General features: G+C 67.5%; 13 protein-coding genes. 10 read left to right on the top strand and 3 right to left on the bottom strand.

What is annotated here, in order from left to right; translation table 11 throughout:
* Nucleotides 1–45 precede the first annotated feature (45 nt).
* From V8V93_RS03895 to V8V93_RS03885, 3 genes are read left to right on the top strand one after another with little or no spacing between them, the layout of a single operon-like run.
* Nucleotides 46–726 carry a response regulator transcription factor gene (locus V8V93_RS03895; protein WP_338669065.1) on the top strand — a complete coding sequence of 227 codons (681 nt, stop codon included), beginning with the start codon at nucleotides 46–48 and terminating at the stop codon, nucleotides 724–726.
* Nucleotides 723–2,132, top strand: a complete 1,410-nt coding sequence (locus V8V93_RS03890; protein WP_338669064.1) for a sensor histidine kinase — start codon at nucleotides 723–725, stop codon at nucleotides 2,130–2,132. Before V8V93_RS03895 ends, V8V93_RS03890 begins: the two co-directional genes overlap by 4 nt.
* A gap of 39 nt (nucleotides 2,133–2,171) precedes the next feature.
* Nucleotides 2,172–3,368, top strand: coding sequence for an MFS transporter (locus tag V8V93_RS03885; RefSeq protein WP_338669063.1), 1,197 nt, complete (start codon nucleotides 2,172–2,174; stop codon nucleotides 3,366–3,368).
* 57 nt (nucleotides 3,369–3,425) lie between these two features.
* On the opposite strand, the gene V8V93_RS03880 is transcribed toward V8V93_RS03885, so the two are convergent.
* Both V8V93_RS03880 and V8V93_RS03875 read right to left on the bottom strand, forming a co-directional pair.
* Complete coding sequence (locus V8V93_RS03880; RefSeq protein ID WP_338669062.1) at nucleotides 3,426–4,760, bottom strand: histone deacetylase family protein; 1,335 nt, start codon at nucleotides 4,758–4,760, stop codon at nucleotides 3,426–3,428.
* Nucleotides 4,761–4,763: 3 nt separating this feature from the next.
* The gene (locus V8V93_RS03875; protein WP_338669061.1) at nucleotides 4,764–6,467 is read right to left on the bottom strand and encodes a hydantoinase/oxoprolinase family protein; all 1,704 of its coding nucleotides are present in this window, start codon (nucleotides 6,465–6,467) and stop codon (nucleotides 4,764–4,766) included.
* Nucleotides 6,468–6,694: 227 nt separating this feature from the next.
* Between V8V93_RS03875 and V8V93_RS03870 the strand changes: the two genes are divergently transcribed.
* The 7 genes from V8V93_RS03870 (at nucleotide 6,695) to V8V93_RS03840 (ending at nucleotide 13,573) form a co-directional block, all read left to right on the top strand.
* Nucleotides 6,695–7,555 carry an NmrA family NAD(P)-binding protein gene (locus V8V93_RS03870; protein WP_338669060.1) on the top strand — a complete coding sequence of 287 codons (861 nt, stop codon included), beginning with the start codon at nucleotides 6,695–6,697 and terminating at the stop codon, nucleotides 7,553–7,555.
* Between the two features lies 1 nt (nucleotide 7,556).
* Nucleotides 7,557–8,330 (top strand): HD-GYP domain-containing protein, encoded by a 774-nt coding sequence (locus V8V93_RS03865; RefSeq protein WP_338669059.1) that lies wholly within the window; start codon nucleotides 7,557–7,559, stop codon nucleotides 8,328–8,330.
* Complete coding sequence (locus V8V93_RS03860) at nucleotides 8,327–8,893, top strand: GrpB family protein (RefSeq protein WP_338669058.1); 567 nt, start codon at nucleotides 8,327–8,329, stop codon at nucleotides 8,891–8,893. The genes V8V93_RS03865 and V8V93_RS03860 overlap by 4 nt, the downstream gene beginning before the upstream one ends.
* Before the next feature lie 66 nt (nucleotides 8,894–8,959).
* Entirely contained in the window at nucleotides 8,960–9,343 is a 384-nt protein-coding gene (locus V8V93_RS03855; protein WP_338669057.1) for a cupin domain-containing protein, read from the top strand.
* 12 nt (nucleotides 9,344–9,355) lie between these two features.
* On the top strand, nucleotides 9,356–10,165 hold the full coding sequence (locus tag V8V93_RS03850; RefSeq protein ID WP_338669056.1) for an AraC family transcriptional regulator: 810 nt from the start codon (nucleotides 9,356–9,358) through the stop codon (nucleotides 10,163–10,165).
* A gap of 135 nt (nucleotides 10,166–10,300) precedes the next feature.
* Nucleotides 10,301–11,179, top strand: a complete 879-nt coding sequence (locus V8V93_RS03845) for a zinc dependent phospholipase C family protein (protein ID WP_338669055.1) — start codon at nucleotides 10,301–10,303, stop codon at nucleotides 11,177–11,179.
* Nucleotides 11,180–11,269: 90 nt separating this feature from the next.
* The gene (locus tag V8V93_RS03840) at nucleotides 11,270–13,573 is read left to right on the top strand and encodes a PAS domain S-box protein (RefSeq protein WP_338669054.1); all 2,304 of its coding nucleotides are present in this window, start codon (nucleotides 11,270–11,272) and stop codon (nucleotides 13,571–13,573) included.
* Nucleotides 13,574–13,710: 137 nt separating this feature from the next.
* On the opposite strand, the gene sppA is transcribed toward V8V93_RS03840, so the two are convergent.
* Nucleotides 13,711–14,607 carry a signal peptide peptidase SppA gene (gene sppA / locus V8V93_RS03835; RefSeq protein ID WP_338669053.1) on the bottom strand — a complete coding sequence of 299 codons (897 nt, stop codon included), beginning with the start codon at nucleotides 14,605–14,607 and terminating at the stop codon, nucleotides 13,711–13,713.
* Nucleotides 14,608–14,615 lie beyond the last annotated feature (8 nt).

The following is a 14,615-nucleotide window of genomic DNA, read 5'->3' as shown; positions in this document are numbered from 1 at the left end:
ATCCGCATTGTTGTACAATCCATTTTTTTGGCTCAAGATACCGACATGCGCATACTGATCGTCGACGATGAACAGACCCTGCTGGACCAACTGCAAAAGGGGCTGGAAGAACAGCGGTACATGGTCGAAACCGCCCTGGACGGGGAGGCGGCCCTGGACAAGCTGTTCGAAACGCCCGTGGACCTGGTCATCCTCGACATTATGCTCCCCGGCGTGGACGGCCTGGAGGTCCTGCGCGCCCTGCGGGGCGAGGGCGACGCCACCCCCGTGCTCATGCTCACGGCCAAGGGCGACATCGACGACAAGATCAAGGGGCTGGACCTGGGGGCGGACGACTACCTGGCCAAGCCCTTTTCCTTCGACGAGCTGCTGGCGCGCGTCCGGGCCCTGCTCCGGCGCTCCGGCGGGCAGGCAGGGTCCGTGCTCCGGGCGGGCGAGCTGCGCCTGGACACCGTGAGCCGGGAGGTCAGCCGGGGCGGGGAACCCCTGAACCTGACGGCCAGGGAGTTCTCCATCCTGGAATTTTTCCTCTACAACAAGAACCGGGCCGTTTCCCGGTTCAGCCTCGCCGAGCACGTCTGGGGCGACGCCTTCGATCCCTTCAGCATGTCCAACTTCATGGACGTGCACATCAAGAACCTGCGGAAGAAGATCGGCGACGCGGACGGCTCGGTCATCCGGACCATCCGGGGCGTGGGCTACATCGTCAAGGACGAGGCGCCATGACGGTCCGGCTGAAGATAACCCTGCTGATGACGGCGGCCGGATTCGTGGCCAGCCTGGTCTTCTCCTGCATCATCCTCTGGGAGATGGTGGAACAGCCCTTCCGGCTCATCGACGCGGACCTGAAGGTTGCCGGTCCGCGCATCGGCCAGGCGGTCATGGCCGGAATGGGCGACGAGGGCGGCCCCGGGTTCGCGGACGGCGACCACTACTGGCTGGAGGTCAGGGATCCGGCCACGGGCGAAGTCCTCTACCGGTCCGGCCTGGCCCGAACGTACCGGATCGAACCGCCCCGGGCGGGCCGGGGCAGGACGGTCTCCGCCGTTGCCGAAGGGCAGGACGCGGCGGGACGCGATAAGGAACGGGAAAAGGTCGATTTCCGCGTGTACACCACCGCCTTTTCCCTCGAAGGGCACCACTACCAGGCCAGCGCGGGCCGCCCGGTGGAGCACCTGGAGGACGAACTCGGGGACACCGTCTCGGGCATTGCCGGAGGGCTGGCCTTCTCGGTCCTGCTGCTGGCCGCGATCAGCTATTTCCTGGCCGGGCTGATGCTCCGCCCCATCCGGGAGCTCAACGCCCAGGCCAGGGACATCAGCGAGAAGCACCTGGACAGGCGGATGCCCACTACCGGCGAACGCGACGAATTCAACACCCTGGCCGAGACGCTGAACAACGTCTTCGACCGCCTGCAACACGCCTTTCTGCGCCAGAAGCGGCTGCTCGCCGACGCCTCGCACGAGCTCAAGACGCCGTTGACCATGATGCGCCTGGCCCTGGACGCGATCCGATCGGGCGCGGGCGACGGCGGGCCCGACCCGCAGGCCGAGAGCCACGAGCGGATGACCGAGCAGGTGCTGCGCATGGACCGGCTGGTCAAGAGCCTGCTGGACCTGTCGTCCCTGGAGATCGAGGCCGCGGCGGCCCGCGAGCCCCTGGACCTCGCCGCCCTCCTGAACGCGCTGATCGAGGATTACCGCTTCCTGGGCGAGGCGCGCGGCATCGGGCTGCGCGCCGACCTGCCCGGCCGGCTGGACATGGAGGGCGACGCGGACAAGCTGACCCGCGCGTTTTCCAACCTCCTGGACAACGCCGTCAAATACAACGTCGAGGGCGGCAGTGTGACCGTCACCGGGGCGCGGTCCGGACCGAATCTGACCATCACCCTGGCCAACACCGGCCCCGGCGTACCGGATAAGGACATCCCCCGCATCTTCGAGCAGTTCTACCGGGTGGAGAAATCCCGGTCCCAGCAACACGGCGGGTCCGGCCTGGGGCTGGCCATCGTCAAGCGGATCGTGGAGCTGCACGGCGGTACGACGACCTTCGAAAACCACCCCGACGGGCTCACCTCGGTCACGGTGACCCTGCCGGAGCACGGCGGCCCCGACACGGCCCGCCCGGACTAGCGCCCGGAGCGGCAACATTGCAACCGGATACGATGCAGCATGCGACACTTCTTCCGCAGGACAGGGCCTGAGCCCTCGCTTCCCCGTTCCATCCGCACCCTGGGCTGGGTCAGTTTCTTCACCGACGTGGCCTCGGAAATGGTCTACCCCGTTGTTCCCCTGTTCCTGGTCTCGGTGCTCGGGGCCCCGGCCACGGTGCTCGGGGCCATGGAAGGGGCGGCCGAGGCCGTGGTCTGCCTGATGAAGGGGGCCTCGGGCTGGCACAGCGACCGCATGGGACGGCGCACCCCGTTCGTCCGCGCCGGGTACGGGTTGGGCGCGCTGTCCAAGCCGCTGCTCGCCCTGGCCAATTCCTGGCCCATGGTCTTTGCCGCGCGGGTCATCGACCGCTCGGGCAAGGGGCTGCGCACCACGGCGCGGGACGCCATGATCGCGGACGCGGCGCCCCCGGCCATCGCCGGCAGGGCCTACGGGTTCCACCGGGCCATGGACACGGCCGGGGCCATCGTGGGCGTGTCGCTGTCCATGGGGCTTCTGGCGCTGCTGCCCGGAGCATACCGGACCATATTCCTGCTGGCCGCGCTGCCGAGCCTGGTCGCGGTCTGGTTCACCTTCCGGCTGAAGGACAAGGAGTGGGAAAAGGAGGCGGCATCGCCGCGCCGACCGTTGCGCGAATCCCTGCGGGGGCTGCCCCGGTCCTACTGGCGCGCCTTGGCCCTGCTGTCCCTGTTCGCCCTGGCCAACAGCACCGACGCGCTGCTCCTGCTCCGTACGCGGGACCTGGGGTTCAGCGACATCCAGGTCATCGGGGCCTATGTCCTGTTCAACATGGTCTACGCGGCCACGGCCTACCCGGCGGGCATCGTCAGCGACCGCGTGGGCCGGTGGCGGATCATGCTCGGCGGCTGGACCGTCTACGCCCTGACCTATTTCGGCTTCGCCCTGTCCGGGCCCGGTTGGATATGGGTGCTGTTCCCGGTCTACGGCCTGTACATGGGCCTGACCGAGGGGGTGGGCAAGGCCATCATCGCCTCGGGGCTGCCCACGGAGCGCCGGGGCACGGCCATGGGATTCTTCCTCATGCTCACCGGCCTGCTCTCGTTGCTCGGGAACCTGGCCGCCGGGCTCGCCTGGGACCTGATCGGCCCGCGCGCCCCGTTCCTGATGGGCGGCGCGCTCGCCCTGCTGGCCGTGGTCGCCGCCCTGGTCCTGCCCCGTGGCGGCCACGCCCGCTAGCCGCCCCCCGGCTCCCGGCGGGAAACGTCCCGCGCGGGCCCTCGGCGGGAGGCCGGCCTAGAATCCGTAGCGGACGTACTCCTTGTCCAGCCGGTTGATGAGCTGAATGTAGCGGTAGGTGCCCTTGATCTGGGCGTCCTCCACGGTCTGGTAGCCCTTGGCGCGGCATTCGGGGCAGGCGTCCACCGGTATTTCCACGCCGAGGCACAACGGCCCGGAGTCGGCGCGGGTTTCGACCTTGTAGAGTCCCCGGCACTGCTTGCACAGGGTCACGGACTCCTGCTGGACCTCGTTGATCCCGTCGGTATCGTAGTAAATCTGCTTGTGGCGGACGAACTTGTCGCCGGAGATGATCCCCTGGCGGCTGTCGTCCCTGGACACGAACTCGGGCGGATCGAAATACAGGGCCGGGAGTTGTTTGCAGAGCTCCGTGATGTACTCGGTGGTCCGGGCGTCCTGGCGGATGCGCTCCGCGTTGTAATTGGGCTCGCGCACGTGGGAGTAGTCCACGCCGGCCATGGCCAGGCAGATGCCGAGGTTGACGTAGGGCAGCGCGCCCTGGATGGAGTAGCCGCCCTCGAGCACGGCGATGTCCGGCTTGAGCATGTCGTTCATGGCCGCGTAGCCCCCGGCCGAGAAGTTCATGTTGGTGATCGGGTCGGAGAAGTGGTTGTCCTGCCCGGCGGAGTTGATGACCAGGTCCGGCTTGAAATCCGCGAGGATGGGCAGGACGATGCGCTCCACGGCCATGAGAAACCCTTCGTCCGAGGTATTGGGCGGCAGCGGGATGTTCAGGGTCCGGCCCATGGCGTTCGGTCCGCCCAGGTCGCGGGGGAAGCCGGTGCCGGGATACAGGGTCCGGCCGTCCTGGTGCAGGGAGATGAACAGGGTGTCCGGGTCGTGCCAGTAGATGTCCTGGGTGCCGTCGCCGTGGTGGCAGTCGGTGTCCACGATGGCAATGCGCTTGTGCCCGTACTGCTCCCGGATATGCTCGATCATGATCGCTTCGATATTGATGGTGCAGAAGCCGCGCGAGCCGTGGACCACCTTCATGGCATGGTGCCCGGGGGGCCGGACCATGGCGAAGGCGCGGTCGGTCTTCCCTTCCATGACCAGGTCGCCCGCCTTCATGGCGCCGCCGGCCGAGATGAGGTGCGAGCGGGTGGCCACGGAGGGCACGTCCGGGAAGCAGAAATGGACGCGTTCCACGTCCTCCACCGAGGCCACGTCGGGCTTGTACTCACTGATGCCTTCGATGTCGAACAACCCCTCCTCGCGCAGTTGGTCCTGGGTGTAGAGGAGCCGTTCCTGCCGCTCGGGGTGGGTGGGCGAGATGGCCCAGTCAAAGGCCGGGAAAAAAATGATGCCGAGGGTGTTCTTGGATTTGAGCATGGATTAGCGCCCCTCCCCGAAGGTCTTGATTACGCCGGGCCGCACCTGGCATTTGACGCGGATGTTCCGGCCCACGCGGTCGTATCCCTCGACCATGTTGAAGCTCGACGCGTGGGTGATCTGGGCGTCCTCGGCCTTGAGAAACACGCCCATGGAGTCGAGCTGCATGGTCAGTTGGTTGACGGCGTCCCGTTTGGCGTCGTCCAGGTCGTACCCGGACGGAACGTTTTCGCGGTAGGACAGGGTCGGGATGAACAGGACGTGGCGCTGGGTGTCGGCGAACAGTTCGAGCTCCCAGGTGGTCCGGGTCAGGGCCGCGCCGATGGCGTTGGCCACGTCGAAATTGGCGGGCACCTCGGTGGACAGTTGGAAGCGCTGAAAGAGCTCCTCCCGCATGGCCTCGGCCGGACCGCCCATGAGGTAGACCTTCTTGGGCACGATCTTCTTGCCTTCGAGCAGCTCGTGGATGGTGTAGACCGGTTTGGAGTTGATCTCCTCCACCAGGGCGCGGGTGGCGTCCTGGATGGCCTGGGCCGCATAGGCCACCGCGCCCTGGGCCAGCTTTTCGCCGGTCAGGGTGCGGGCCGCGGCGTAGGCGTCCACGGCCTTGCGGGAGGCCGCCACGTCGCCGACCTTACAGGCCCCGACATAGTTCAGGGCGTCGGTCAGGGTGACGCGCTCCCCGCCCAGGCAGACGGACGGGCCGAGCCGGTTGGGGCCGACGCGGACCTCGGGGCCGACCACGGAGATGGCCGAATCGCCGCCGATGCCGATGGAGTGGACCTTGAGCGCCGAGACCAGGGTGGGATGCGAGCCGATGTCGATGCCCTCGCGCTCGATGAGCGGCGCGCCGTCGGCGAAGACCGCGATATCGGTGGTGGTCCCGCCGATGTCCAGGATGACCGAGTCGTGGAAGATGTCGGTCAGGGCGATGATGCCCATGACCGAGGCGGCCGGGCCGGAGAAGATGGACTGCACGGGCAGGGTCCGGGACTGAGGCAGGGGCATGGTCCCGCCGTCGGCCTTGAGGATGTTGACCTTGACGTGGCCCAGTCCCATCTCGTCCAGGGCCTCTTCCACGGCGGTGGCGAACTCGTTGTACAGCCGCCAGACCGCGCAGTTGAAGTAGGCCGTGGCCACCCGGCGCGGGAAGTTGAGCGCCCCGCCGAGCTGGTGGCCCAGGGTGACGAAGTCGGCGTGTTCGCAGACGTCCACGGACTTGCAGTTGCAGACCGTGCGCCGGATGAGGTTCTCGTGGCGCGGGTTGCGGGTGGAAAACTTGGAGACCGCGGCGAAGACGCGTACGCCGTTGCCGCGGCAGGCGTCCACGGCCTCGGCCAGTTGGCGGGTGGACAGCGCGCGGACCTCGTTGCCCCGGTGGTCGATGGACCCGTCGATGACGTGGAAGTCCTTGCAGGGCATGAAATTGTGCGGGTCGATGCCCGGTCCGGCCGAGACGATGACGCCCACGTCCTCGGTCTTGTTCTGGACGATGGCGTTGGTGGACAGGGTGGTGGACAGGTTGAGCTGGGTGACCGCGCTCTTGTCGACCTGGCCGAGGATGGTGGTCAGGGCCTCGGTGACCGAGGAGAGCAGGTCGTGATGCCGGGTGGGCACCTTGCAGGAGGCGGCCACGGCGGGAGCGTCCCCGATGTCGATGGCGACCGCGTCCGTGTGGGTGCCGCCCACGTCGATTCCTAGTAGCATTTCCACTCCATGGTTTTTTCTGGCTTCTCTCCGGGTTACCCCCCTTGGGCGCGCTGCGCAAGTGTCCTTTCGGTCAATGGTCGAATAGGGCCGGGGAATGGTCGCGAAAGGGTTCCGGCCCGGCGGCGGACCGTTTGCCTTTCCCTGCCCTCTTCGTGTAGCGTGCGAAAGTCACAAGGAAAATCCCCGTGCGACGGATTCGGTCCGCGCGGGAAAGGAGCGGTTCCATGAGCAGAATTTTCATAGCGGGCGCGGCCGGAAACATCGGCTCGGCCCTGATCGATACACTGCCCGACAAGGCGGAAATCGTGGCCGGGGTGCACTCCCCGGAAAAGGTCGAGGCCGTCTCGGCCGGGGGTGTGGAGGCGCGGGCCTTCGACTTCGAGGACAAGGACTCCATGGTCGCGGCCATGGCCGGATGCGACCGCCTGTTCCTGGTCGTGCCCATGACTGAGAAAATGACCCGGTACGGACGGCTGGCCGTGGACGCGGCCAAGGAAGCGGGCATCGGATACATCGTCCGGTCCAGCGGCTACGGCGCGTCCGCGGATGCCCATTGGCGCCTGGGGCGCGAGAGCGGCATGATCGACCAGTTCGTGGAGGACTCCAAGATTCCGTTCACCGTGCTGCGGCCCAACACCTTCATGCAGAATTTCAGCACCATCTTCGCGGCCTCGATCAAGGCCGGGGTCATCGCCCTGCCCGAGGAGGACTACAAGGTCAGCTACATCGACGTACGCGACATCGCGGCCTGCGCGGCCCGGCTGCTCCACGACAACGAGGGGTATACGGACAGCGTCTACGCCCTGACCGGGCCCCATGCGCTGACCCTTGCGGACGTGGCCGAGACCATCGGGGCGGCCGCCGGGATCGAGGTGCGCTACACCCCCATCGAGGAAGAGGCGTTCATCGAGGGCCTGGACCGGGCGGGTGTGCCCGAGTGGAACCGGAACATGCTGGTTTCCCTGAGCCGGGTGGTCAAGCTCGGGATGATGGGCAACGTCACCCAGGCCGTGGAATACCTGACGGACACCCCGGCGCGGTCCTTGGCCGAGTTCGCGGCCGACCACGCGGACGCCTGGAGGTAGCATGCTCAAAGGCCGGGAGGAATTGCTGCGGATCATCCGGACCATCTCGTCCGGCGGACCGGCCGACGGCATCGAGGCCCTGACCGGGCCGGAGTACGACCCGGAAATCCAGGAGCTGGCCGAGGCCGTGGCCCTGATGCTGGCCAAGATCGAGGCGAGAGAGGACCGGCTGGAACAGCTCCTGGCCAAGATCCGCAGCGACACGGTCAACACCATCACGGCGGTGGCCCACGCCCTGGGCGCGCGCGACGCCTACACCGAGGGCCATGGCGAGCGCGTGGGGGTCTACGCCCGGCGGCTGGCCCAGCGGCTGGAGCTGCCCGCGGCCGAGGTGGAGCGCATCCGCGTTGCCGGGACCCTGCACGACATCGGCAAGATCGGCTTTTCCGACCGCATCTTCTCCAGCGAGGACACGCCCCTGACCAAGGAGATGGTCGACGAGATCCACCGCCACCCGGAATGGGGGCGCGACATCCTCAAGAACCTCGATTTCCTGGGCCCGGCCCTGGAATACGTCTACGCCCACCACGAGCTCATGGACGGCTCGGGCTACCCGCGCGGGCTCAAAGGCGAGGACATCCCGCTGGGCGCGCGCATCCTGTGCGTGGCCGACTACTTCGACGCCATGACCACGGACCGGCCCTACCAGCGGGGCCGCTCGGTGGAAGAGGCCTTCACCATCCTGCGCAGCCTGGCCGGATCGTCCCTGGACCCGGACCTGGTCGAGACCTTCATCGTCGAGGTCGAGGAGAACGGCACGGCGGAGCGGCCGTGACCGAGACCCTGGATCAGAAGATCGAGCGCGTCCTCAAGGACCGCATCGAGCTGGTCCCGCCCGATCCGGCCTGGCCCGGCCTGTTCGCGGAGGAGAAGGCGCGCCTGCTCAACACCCTGCCCGAGGGGCTGATCGTGCGCGTCGAGCACTACGGCAGCACCGCCGTCCCCGGCATCTGGGCCAAGCCGGTGGTGGACGTGCTCGTGGAGGTCGCGGACCTGGAGCGGGCCCGGGACGAGGCCGCACCCATCCTGGAGGCGCAGGGCTGCGACTATTTCTGGCGGCCCCAGCCCGAGGGATCGACCCCGCCGCACTATCCCTGGTTCATCCGGCGCGGGCCGGGTGGCGAGCGCACCCACCACATCCACATGACCGTGGCCGATTCCACCCTGTGGGCCGGGCTGGTCTTCCGCGACTACCTGCGGGCCCACCCGGACGCGGCGGCGGAGTACGAGCGGCTCAAGCGGCGGTTGATCGCCGACCATCCGGGAGACCGGGTGGCGTATACTCTGGGCAAGATCGACTTCGTGCGCGAGATAGCGGCCCGTGCCGCCGGAAGCTGACGGCAAGATCGTACAAGACCGGCCGCGCCCGTCGGCCTATCCTCCTGAAAAAACCAAGGAGGCATCATGCAACTCTTTTCCCTGTTCGATACCGGGGCCGTGACCGTGGACGGCGCGGCCAAATCCGCCGCGGACCTGCCGTGGCACCAGCACCCGACCTTTGCCGGAGTGGCCCTCAAGCACCTGCTCACCGGGGCCGAGACCGACGGCGCGTTCAGCGCCCACCTGGTCCGGCTCGAACCCGGCGCGGAAATCGGCGACCATGTCCACGAAACCAGCTGGGAGCTGCACGAGGTGGCCTCGGGCAGTGGGGAGTGCCTGCTCGAAGGGCAGGCCATTCCCTATGAACCGGGACGGGTCGCGGTCATGCCGCTGAAGGCCGCGCACCGGGTAAAGGCCGGACGGGACGGGCTCTGCCTGCTGGCCAAGTTCGTGCCCGCCCTGCTCTGACAAGGAACGTCCATGGCCGATCACGTCACCGAATACCGCGAGATCCCCGGTCTGGAGGGCGTCGGCGTGGTCCGTCACGCGGGCGCCGCGCCCGTCGGGGCGCGCCACGCCCACCAGTCCGTGTGCGCGGTCGCGATCCTGTCCGGGATGCGGGCCATGGAAACGGCGGGCGGCCGCTGGGAGGCCGGTGCCGGGCAGGTCCTGGCGGTCCCGGCCGGACTGTCCCACCTCTGCCTGGACGCCGGGAAGATCGAGTACGTCGTGGTCAGCCTGGCCCCGGCCTGTTTCGCCTCGGCCGGGCTGCCCCCGCGCCTTCCGGCGGACCGGCCGGTGGTCGTGGACGACCCCGCCCGGTTCGGGGATGTGCTCCGGCTGGCCGACATGGCCGGGCGCGCGGCCTCGAACCTGGAGCGGCAGGCAGCCCTGCTCGCGGTCATGGAACCTCTGTGCCGGGACGGGGAATTCCCCGTTGATTCCGACGACCCCGCCGAGCCAGACCGGATCGCGGCGGTCCGCCGCCACCTGGAGGCGGCCTGTGCCGAGGACGTGCGTCTCGAAGACCTGGCCGGACTGGCCGGGTGCAGCCCGTGCAGGTTGAACCGGCTCTTTGCCCGGACCGTGGGCATGCCGCCACACGAGTATCAGGTCCTGCAACGGGTCCGGCTGGTCAAGGCGTGCATTCGCCGAGGGCTGGGACTGGCCGAAAGCGCGGCCGAGGCCGGGTTTTCGGACCAGAGCCACATGACCCGCTGTTTCCGCAAGGTCATGGGCATGACGCCGGGGGTCTTCGCCGCCGGGATCTTTGCCGCGAAAAACGGCTGAAAACTCGCTTCGCCCTTTGTCCTGCCGGAACGGGCGGTTGCCGAAACTCCCGGTTCTCCGAAGAGGAATCTTTACACGATTATCGTTGACTTTTCGGACCAGACCCTTACGTTTCCCCCGGAGAGACCCTATCCGATGAAGCTCGTTCTGATCCTTGCCTGCCTTTTCGTGGCGCTCCTGCCCGACCAGGCCCTCGCCTGGGGGCCGGGCGTACACTTGGCCTTGGGCAATGCCGTGCTGTCCAATCTCGGCTGCCTGCCGCCGCTTTTGGCCGCAATCATCTCGCGTTACCGCGAGGCCTTCCTCTACGGCTCCCTGTCCGCCGACATCTTCATCGGCAAGGGCACCCGCATCAAGCCCGGCCACAGCCACAACTGGGTGACCGGCTTCAAGCTGCTCAAGTCCGCCGGCGACCCCCGCGTCGCGGCCTATGCCTACGGCTACCTGACCCACCTGACCGCCGACGTGGTCGCCCACAACTATTTCGTTCCCAACGCCCTGGCCGCCATGAAATCCGGCTCCAACCTCTCCCACGTCTATGTGGAGGCCCAGGCCGACCGCCGCTTCCGCAACGAGCAGGAGACCGCCCTGGCCCTGCTGCGCATGCCCAACCGCGACCAGGACGACAGTCTGCTCCTGGCCATGGACCGCCACCGCCTGCCTTTCCTGGTCAAGAAACAACTGCTCAAGGGCAGCCTCTCCGTGACCGGACGCAAATCCTGGACCGGCTCCCTGCGGCTGGCCGAACGGCTGCTCCACTCCTCGCAGGTCAACCGCCAGCTCGACGACATGTTCTCCCTGTCCGAAAACCTGGTCTTCGATTTCCTGAATGGCCCGGACCTCTCCCCGGCCGTGTCCTTCGACCCCATCGGCAGCGGCCATCTCCGCCTGGTGCGCGAAATGCGCCTGGAACGGCGGACCGTTGCCCCGTTCTCCCCGGACAAGTCCCTGCTGTCCGTCCCGCGCCCGGCCGTGGACGGGGCCGACGCCCCGTTGGCCGAGGTCGGGGGCTGATCCGCGCCGAGGCCTTCTCGTCCGTTTCAATTCAGCCGCCCTTTTGTTATAGTCGGTATCGTACGGCGCGACACCCGGCCGTAAACACGGATGGCTGTTTCCATGCTCAAGCGCATCATCTACCTGATCCCCCCGGTCATCGGCCTCATGGTCGCCGTGATGGTCTACGTCGGCTATCGCGCGGTTCAGGACAACTACGCCCAGACGGTCCGCGCCAGGGTGGTCCAGGCCCTCAACGAGGGCAAGAGCGACCTGGATTCGGCTATCGGCTCGGGCGTCCACCTGGTCAGCGCCATGGAGGCCTTCCTCAAGGTCAACCCGGACCTGAGTCAGGCCCAGTTCGCGGTCCTGGCCGACGCCCTGCTGGTGAACATGCCCGCGGTGCGCTCCTTGCAACTGGCCAAAGACGACATCGTGTCCCACGCCTATCCCTCCTGGAGCGCGGAAAAATCCTTCGGACGCAAGCTGACCCGAATCGGGCCCATGGCCGTGCGCGGCCTGTACAACCGGGCCAAGTCCACTGGGCGGCGGCAGACCCTGACGCCGGTCCAGCACGCCCTCGAGGCCGAGGAAATCGTCATCCTGGCCCCGGTCTTCCTGCCCGGCAAGGCCCTCCCGGAAAGTTACTGGGGCATGATCAGCGTTCACCTCGACGCCACGGCCCTGTTCCGCGCGACGGGCATCGGCAAGACGGGCGGCGTCCTCCTCGCCCTGCGCGAAGCGCATCCCCTGGACAACGGGGACGCCCAACTCGCGGGCGACCCCGTGGTCTTCGACATGGACCCGCTGGTGCGCAGCGTCCACGTCCCGTCGGGCGTCTGGCTTCTGGCCGCGGCGCCGAGCGGCGGCTGGACCGATTCGCCCTACCGCAATTACATCCTCGGCTTCGGCCTCCTGGCCGTCGTGTTCATCCCAGCCTCCCTGTGGGCCGTGACCGCCATCGTCATGGGCCGCCTCAAGGATCGCGAGCGTTACTATCAGCTCGTGCACAGTGCCAAGTCCATCATCATGCGCATCAACATGGACGGCGACATCGTCTTCTGCAACGAATACGCCGAGGACTTCTACGGGTACGGACCCGGCGAACTGTTGGGCAAGCCCCTGGTCGGCACCCTGGTCCCGCGCAGGACCCTTGAGGGCCGCTCCATGCGCCGCTACCTCGACCGGCTGCTCATGAACCCCACGGCCCATCCGTTCAACGAGACCATGAACGTGCGCCGGAACGGCGAGATCGTCTGGGTGGCCTGGGCCAACGACTCGGTGCGCGCCAAGGACGGAACCAGCATCGGCCTGCTCTGCGTGGGCACGGACATCACCGACCGCAAGCTCATGGAGGAGGCCCTGCGCCAACGCGAAAAGCAGTACCGACTGCTGGCCGAAAACGTGACCGACATCATCTGGGGGCTGGACGCGGACTACCGCTTCACCTACGTCAGCCCCTCGGACGAGGCCGTGCGCGGCTTCAAACGCGCCGATGTCCTGGGACGGCACATCCAGGACTTCCTCACCCCCGCCTCAAGGACCCGGTTCAAGGACATCCTCGGCGTACTTGACGACCTGACGGAGAGCCAGGACCATCTCGCCTCGGCGACCGAAGACTTCGAGTTCACCTGCGCGGACGGCGCATCGGTCTGGCTCGAATCCCGCCTCGGCATCCTCTTCTCCGAGGAGGGCGAACGCATCGGCCTGCAGGGCGTCAGCCGCGACATCTCCGACCGCAAGCTGGCCGAGGCCCTGCGCGAGGACGTGGAGCGCATGGCCCGCCACGATCTCAAGACCCCGCTCGGCGCGGTCATCGGCCTGCCCGACGAAATCCGACGCCGCGGCAACCTGGACAGTGCCCAGGAGACCATGCTCGCGACCATCGAACACGCGGGCGCCTCCATGCTGGAACTGATCAACCGCTCGCTGGATCTCTACAAGATGGAGTGCGGCACCTACGTCCTGGCCCGAACCTCCGTGGACGTCCTCGACGTCCTGGAACAGATCAAGGCGGAAGCCCTGCCGCACATCAGCGAAAAGGGAATCAGCGTGGGCATTGAGGTCCTGGACGGCGAAGTGAACGGGACCCTGCCCGTGTCCGTCGACGCCGAGCTCTTCCGCTCCATGCTCTGCAACCTCGTCCTCAACGCGCTGGAGGCTTCCCCGGAGTCCGCGTCCGTGTCCATCGTCCTCGAAAAACGCGACGGGCTGGCCATCACCATCCGCAACCAGGGCGAAGTCCCCCTGTCCGTGCGCGAGACCTTCTTCGACAAGTACTCCACTTCCAGCCCGGCACGGGGCTCGGGCCTGGGCACCTACTCCGCCCGCCTCATCGCCCGCACCCACGGCGGCGACATCAGGGTCGTGACCACCAATCCGGGCGAGACCAGCGTAATCGTGACCCTGCCCTGACCGCCCCTGCGGCGTGTGCCTGAGCACGGCCGCCCCAGTCCCGAAGCGAAAGGAATCGGCCATGGGCATGCGTCGGCCGCGCGGCTCGGGGCACGGTCGAACGCGCGGCCAAATCCGCTGTCGGGCAATCGCCCGGCCTATTTATAGAAGAAGGACCAGCCCTGTGAGAGGCTGGAGGAGAGATCGAGCTTGAGGGACCCCATGAGCTCCTGGACGAAGGTGCGCTCTTCGACGGGCCCTTCGACCAGCCGGGCGCGGCCCGTGATGCCGGTCTCCTTCTTGAGCTCGTCGATGGCGTCGGCCTGGGTGCCGATGCGGTCGATCAGCCCGAGGGACACGGCCTGGCGGCCGGTCACGGCGCGGCCGTCGGCGATGGCGGCCACCCGGGCGCGGTTCATGCCCCGCGCCTCGGCCACGTCGTCCACGAACTGGTCGTGGAGGTCCTGCATGAGGTCGAGCATCTGTTCGCGCTGGGCGTCGGTCAGGTTGCGCAGGGGCGTACCCGCGGCCTTGTACTTGCCGGTGGTCAGCACCTCGGGCCTGATGCCGAACTTCTCCATGGCGTCGGCCACGGTGACGAACTCGGCCATGACGCCGATGGACGCGGTGATGGACCCCGGATTGGCGTAGATGAGCCTCGCCGGACACGAGGAATAGTAGCCGCCGGACGCGGCCACCGTACCGTAGGACGCGATGACCGGCTTGGCCTCGTTGAGCTTTTTGACGGCGGCGTAGATTTCCTGCGAGGGGGCGATGGCCCCGCCCGGGGAGTTGACCCGCAGCAGCACGCCCTTGACCGCGTCGTCCTCTTCCAGGGTGCGGATGAACCCGACCACCCTGGAGGCGTCCACGATCATGCCGTCCACATGGACGACGCCGATCTTGTCGCCGGACAGGGCGAAGGAGCCGGGCGTCCAGCCCATGGAACGGAAAAAGGCCATGACCCCCGTAATGAGGGCCATGGCCAATATGATCATCAACACCCCGAACAGAAGGGGGTGGCGCTGGGAGAAACGGTCTTTGGTCCCTGCCATGCGCATGA

The sequence above is a fragment of the Pseudodesulfovibrio sp. 5S69 genome (genome assembly GCF_037094465.1).
Taxonomy (GTDB): domain Bacteria; phylum Desulfobacterota; class Desulfovibrionia; order Desulfovibrionales; family Desulfovibrionaceae; genus Pseudodesulfovibrio; species Pseudodesulfovibrio methanolicus.
Note: the sequence above shows the minus strand (reverse complement) of the source record. Positions and strands in the feature narration are given on the sequence as shown.

Coding starts and splice junctions, on each gene's coding strand:
- V8V93_RS03840 (WP_338669054.1), top strand. CDS start 11,270: ATGGCTGTTTCCATGCTCAAGCGCATCATCTACCTGATCCCCCCGGTC.
- V8V93_RS03875 (WP_338669061.1), bottom strand. CDS start 6,467: ATGCTACTAGGAATCGACGTGGGCGGCACCCACACGGACGCGGTCGCC.
- V8V93_RS03890 (WP_338669064.1), top strand. CDS start 723: ATGACGGTCCGGCTGAAGATAACCCTGCTGATGACGGCGGCCGGATTC.
- V8V93_RS03865 (WP_338669059.1), top strand. CDS start 7,557: ATGCTCAAAGGCCGGGAGGAATTGCTGCGGATCATCCGGACCATCTCG.
- V8V93_RS03880 (WP_338669062.1), bottom strand. CDS start 4,760: ATGCTCAAATCCAAGAACACCCTCGGCATCATTTTTTTCCCGGCCTTT.
- V8V93_RS03885 (WP_338669063.1), top strand. CDS start 2,172: ATGCGACACTTCTTCCGCAGGACAGGGCCTGAGCCCTCGCTTCCCCGT.
- V8V93_RS03845 (WP_338669055.1), top strand. CDS start 10,301: ATGAAGCTCGTTCTGATCCTTGCCTGCCTTTTCGTGGCGCTCCTGCCC.
- sppA (WP_338669053.1), bottom strand. CDS start 14,607: ATGGCAGGGACCAAAGACCGTTTCTCCCAGCGCCACCCCCTTCTGTTC.
- V8V93_RS03855 (WP_338669057.1), top strand. CDS start 8,960: ATGCAACTCTTTTCCCTGTTCGATACCGGGGCCGTGACCGTGGACGGC.
- V8V93_RS03850 (WP_338669056.1), top strand. CDS start 9,356: ATGGCCGATCACGTCACCGAATACCGCGAGATCCCCGGTCTGGAGGGC.
- V8V93_RS03870 (WP_338669060.1), top strand. CDS start 6,695: ATGAGCAGAATTTTCATAGCGGGCGCGGCCGGAAACATCGGCTCGGCC.
- V8V93_RS03895 (WP_338669065.1), top strand. CDS start 46: ATGCGCATACTGATCGTCGACGATGAACAGACCCTGCTGGACCAACTG.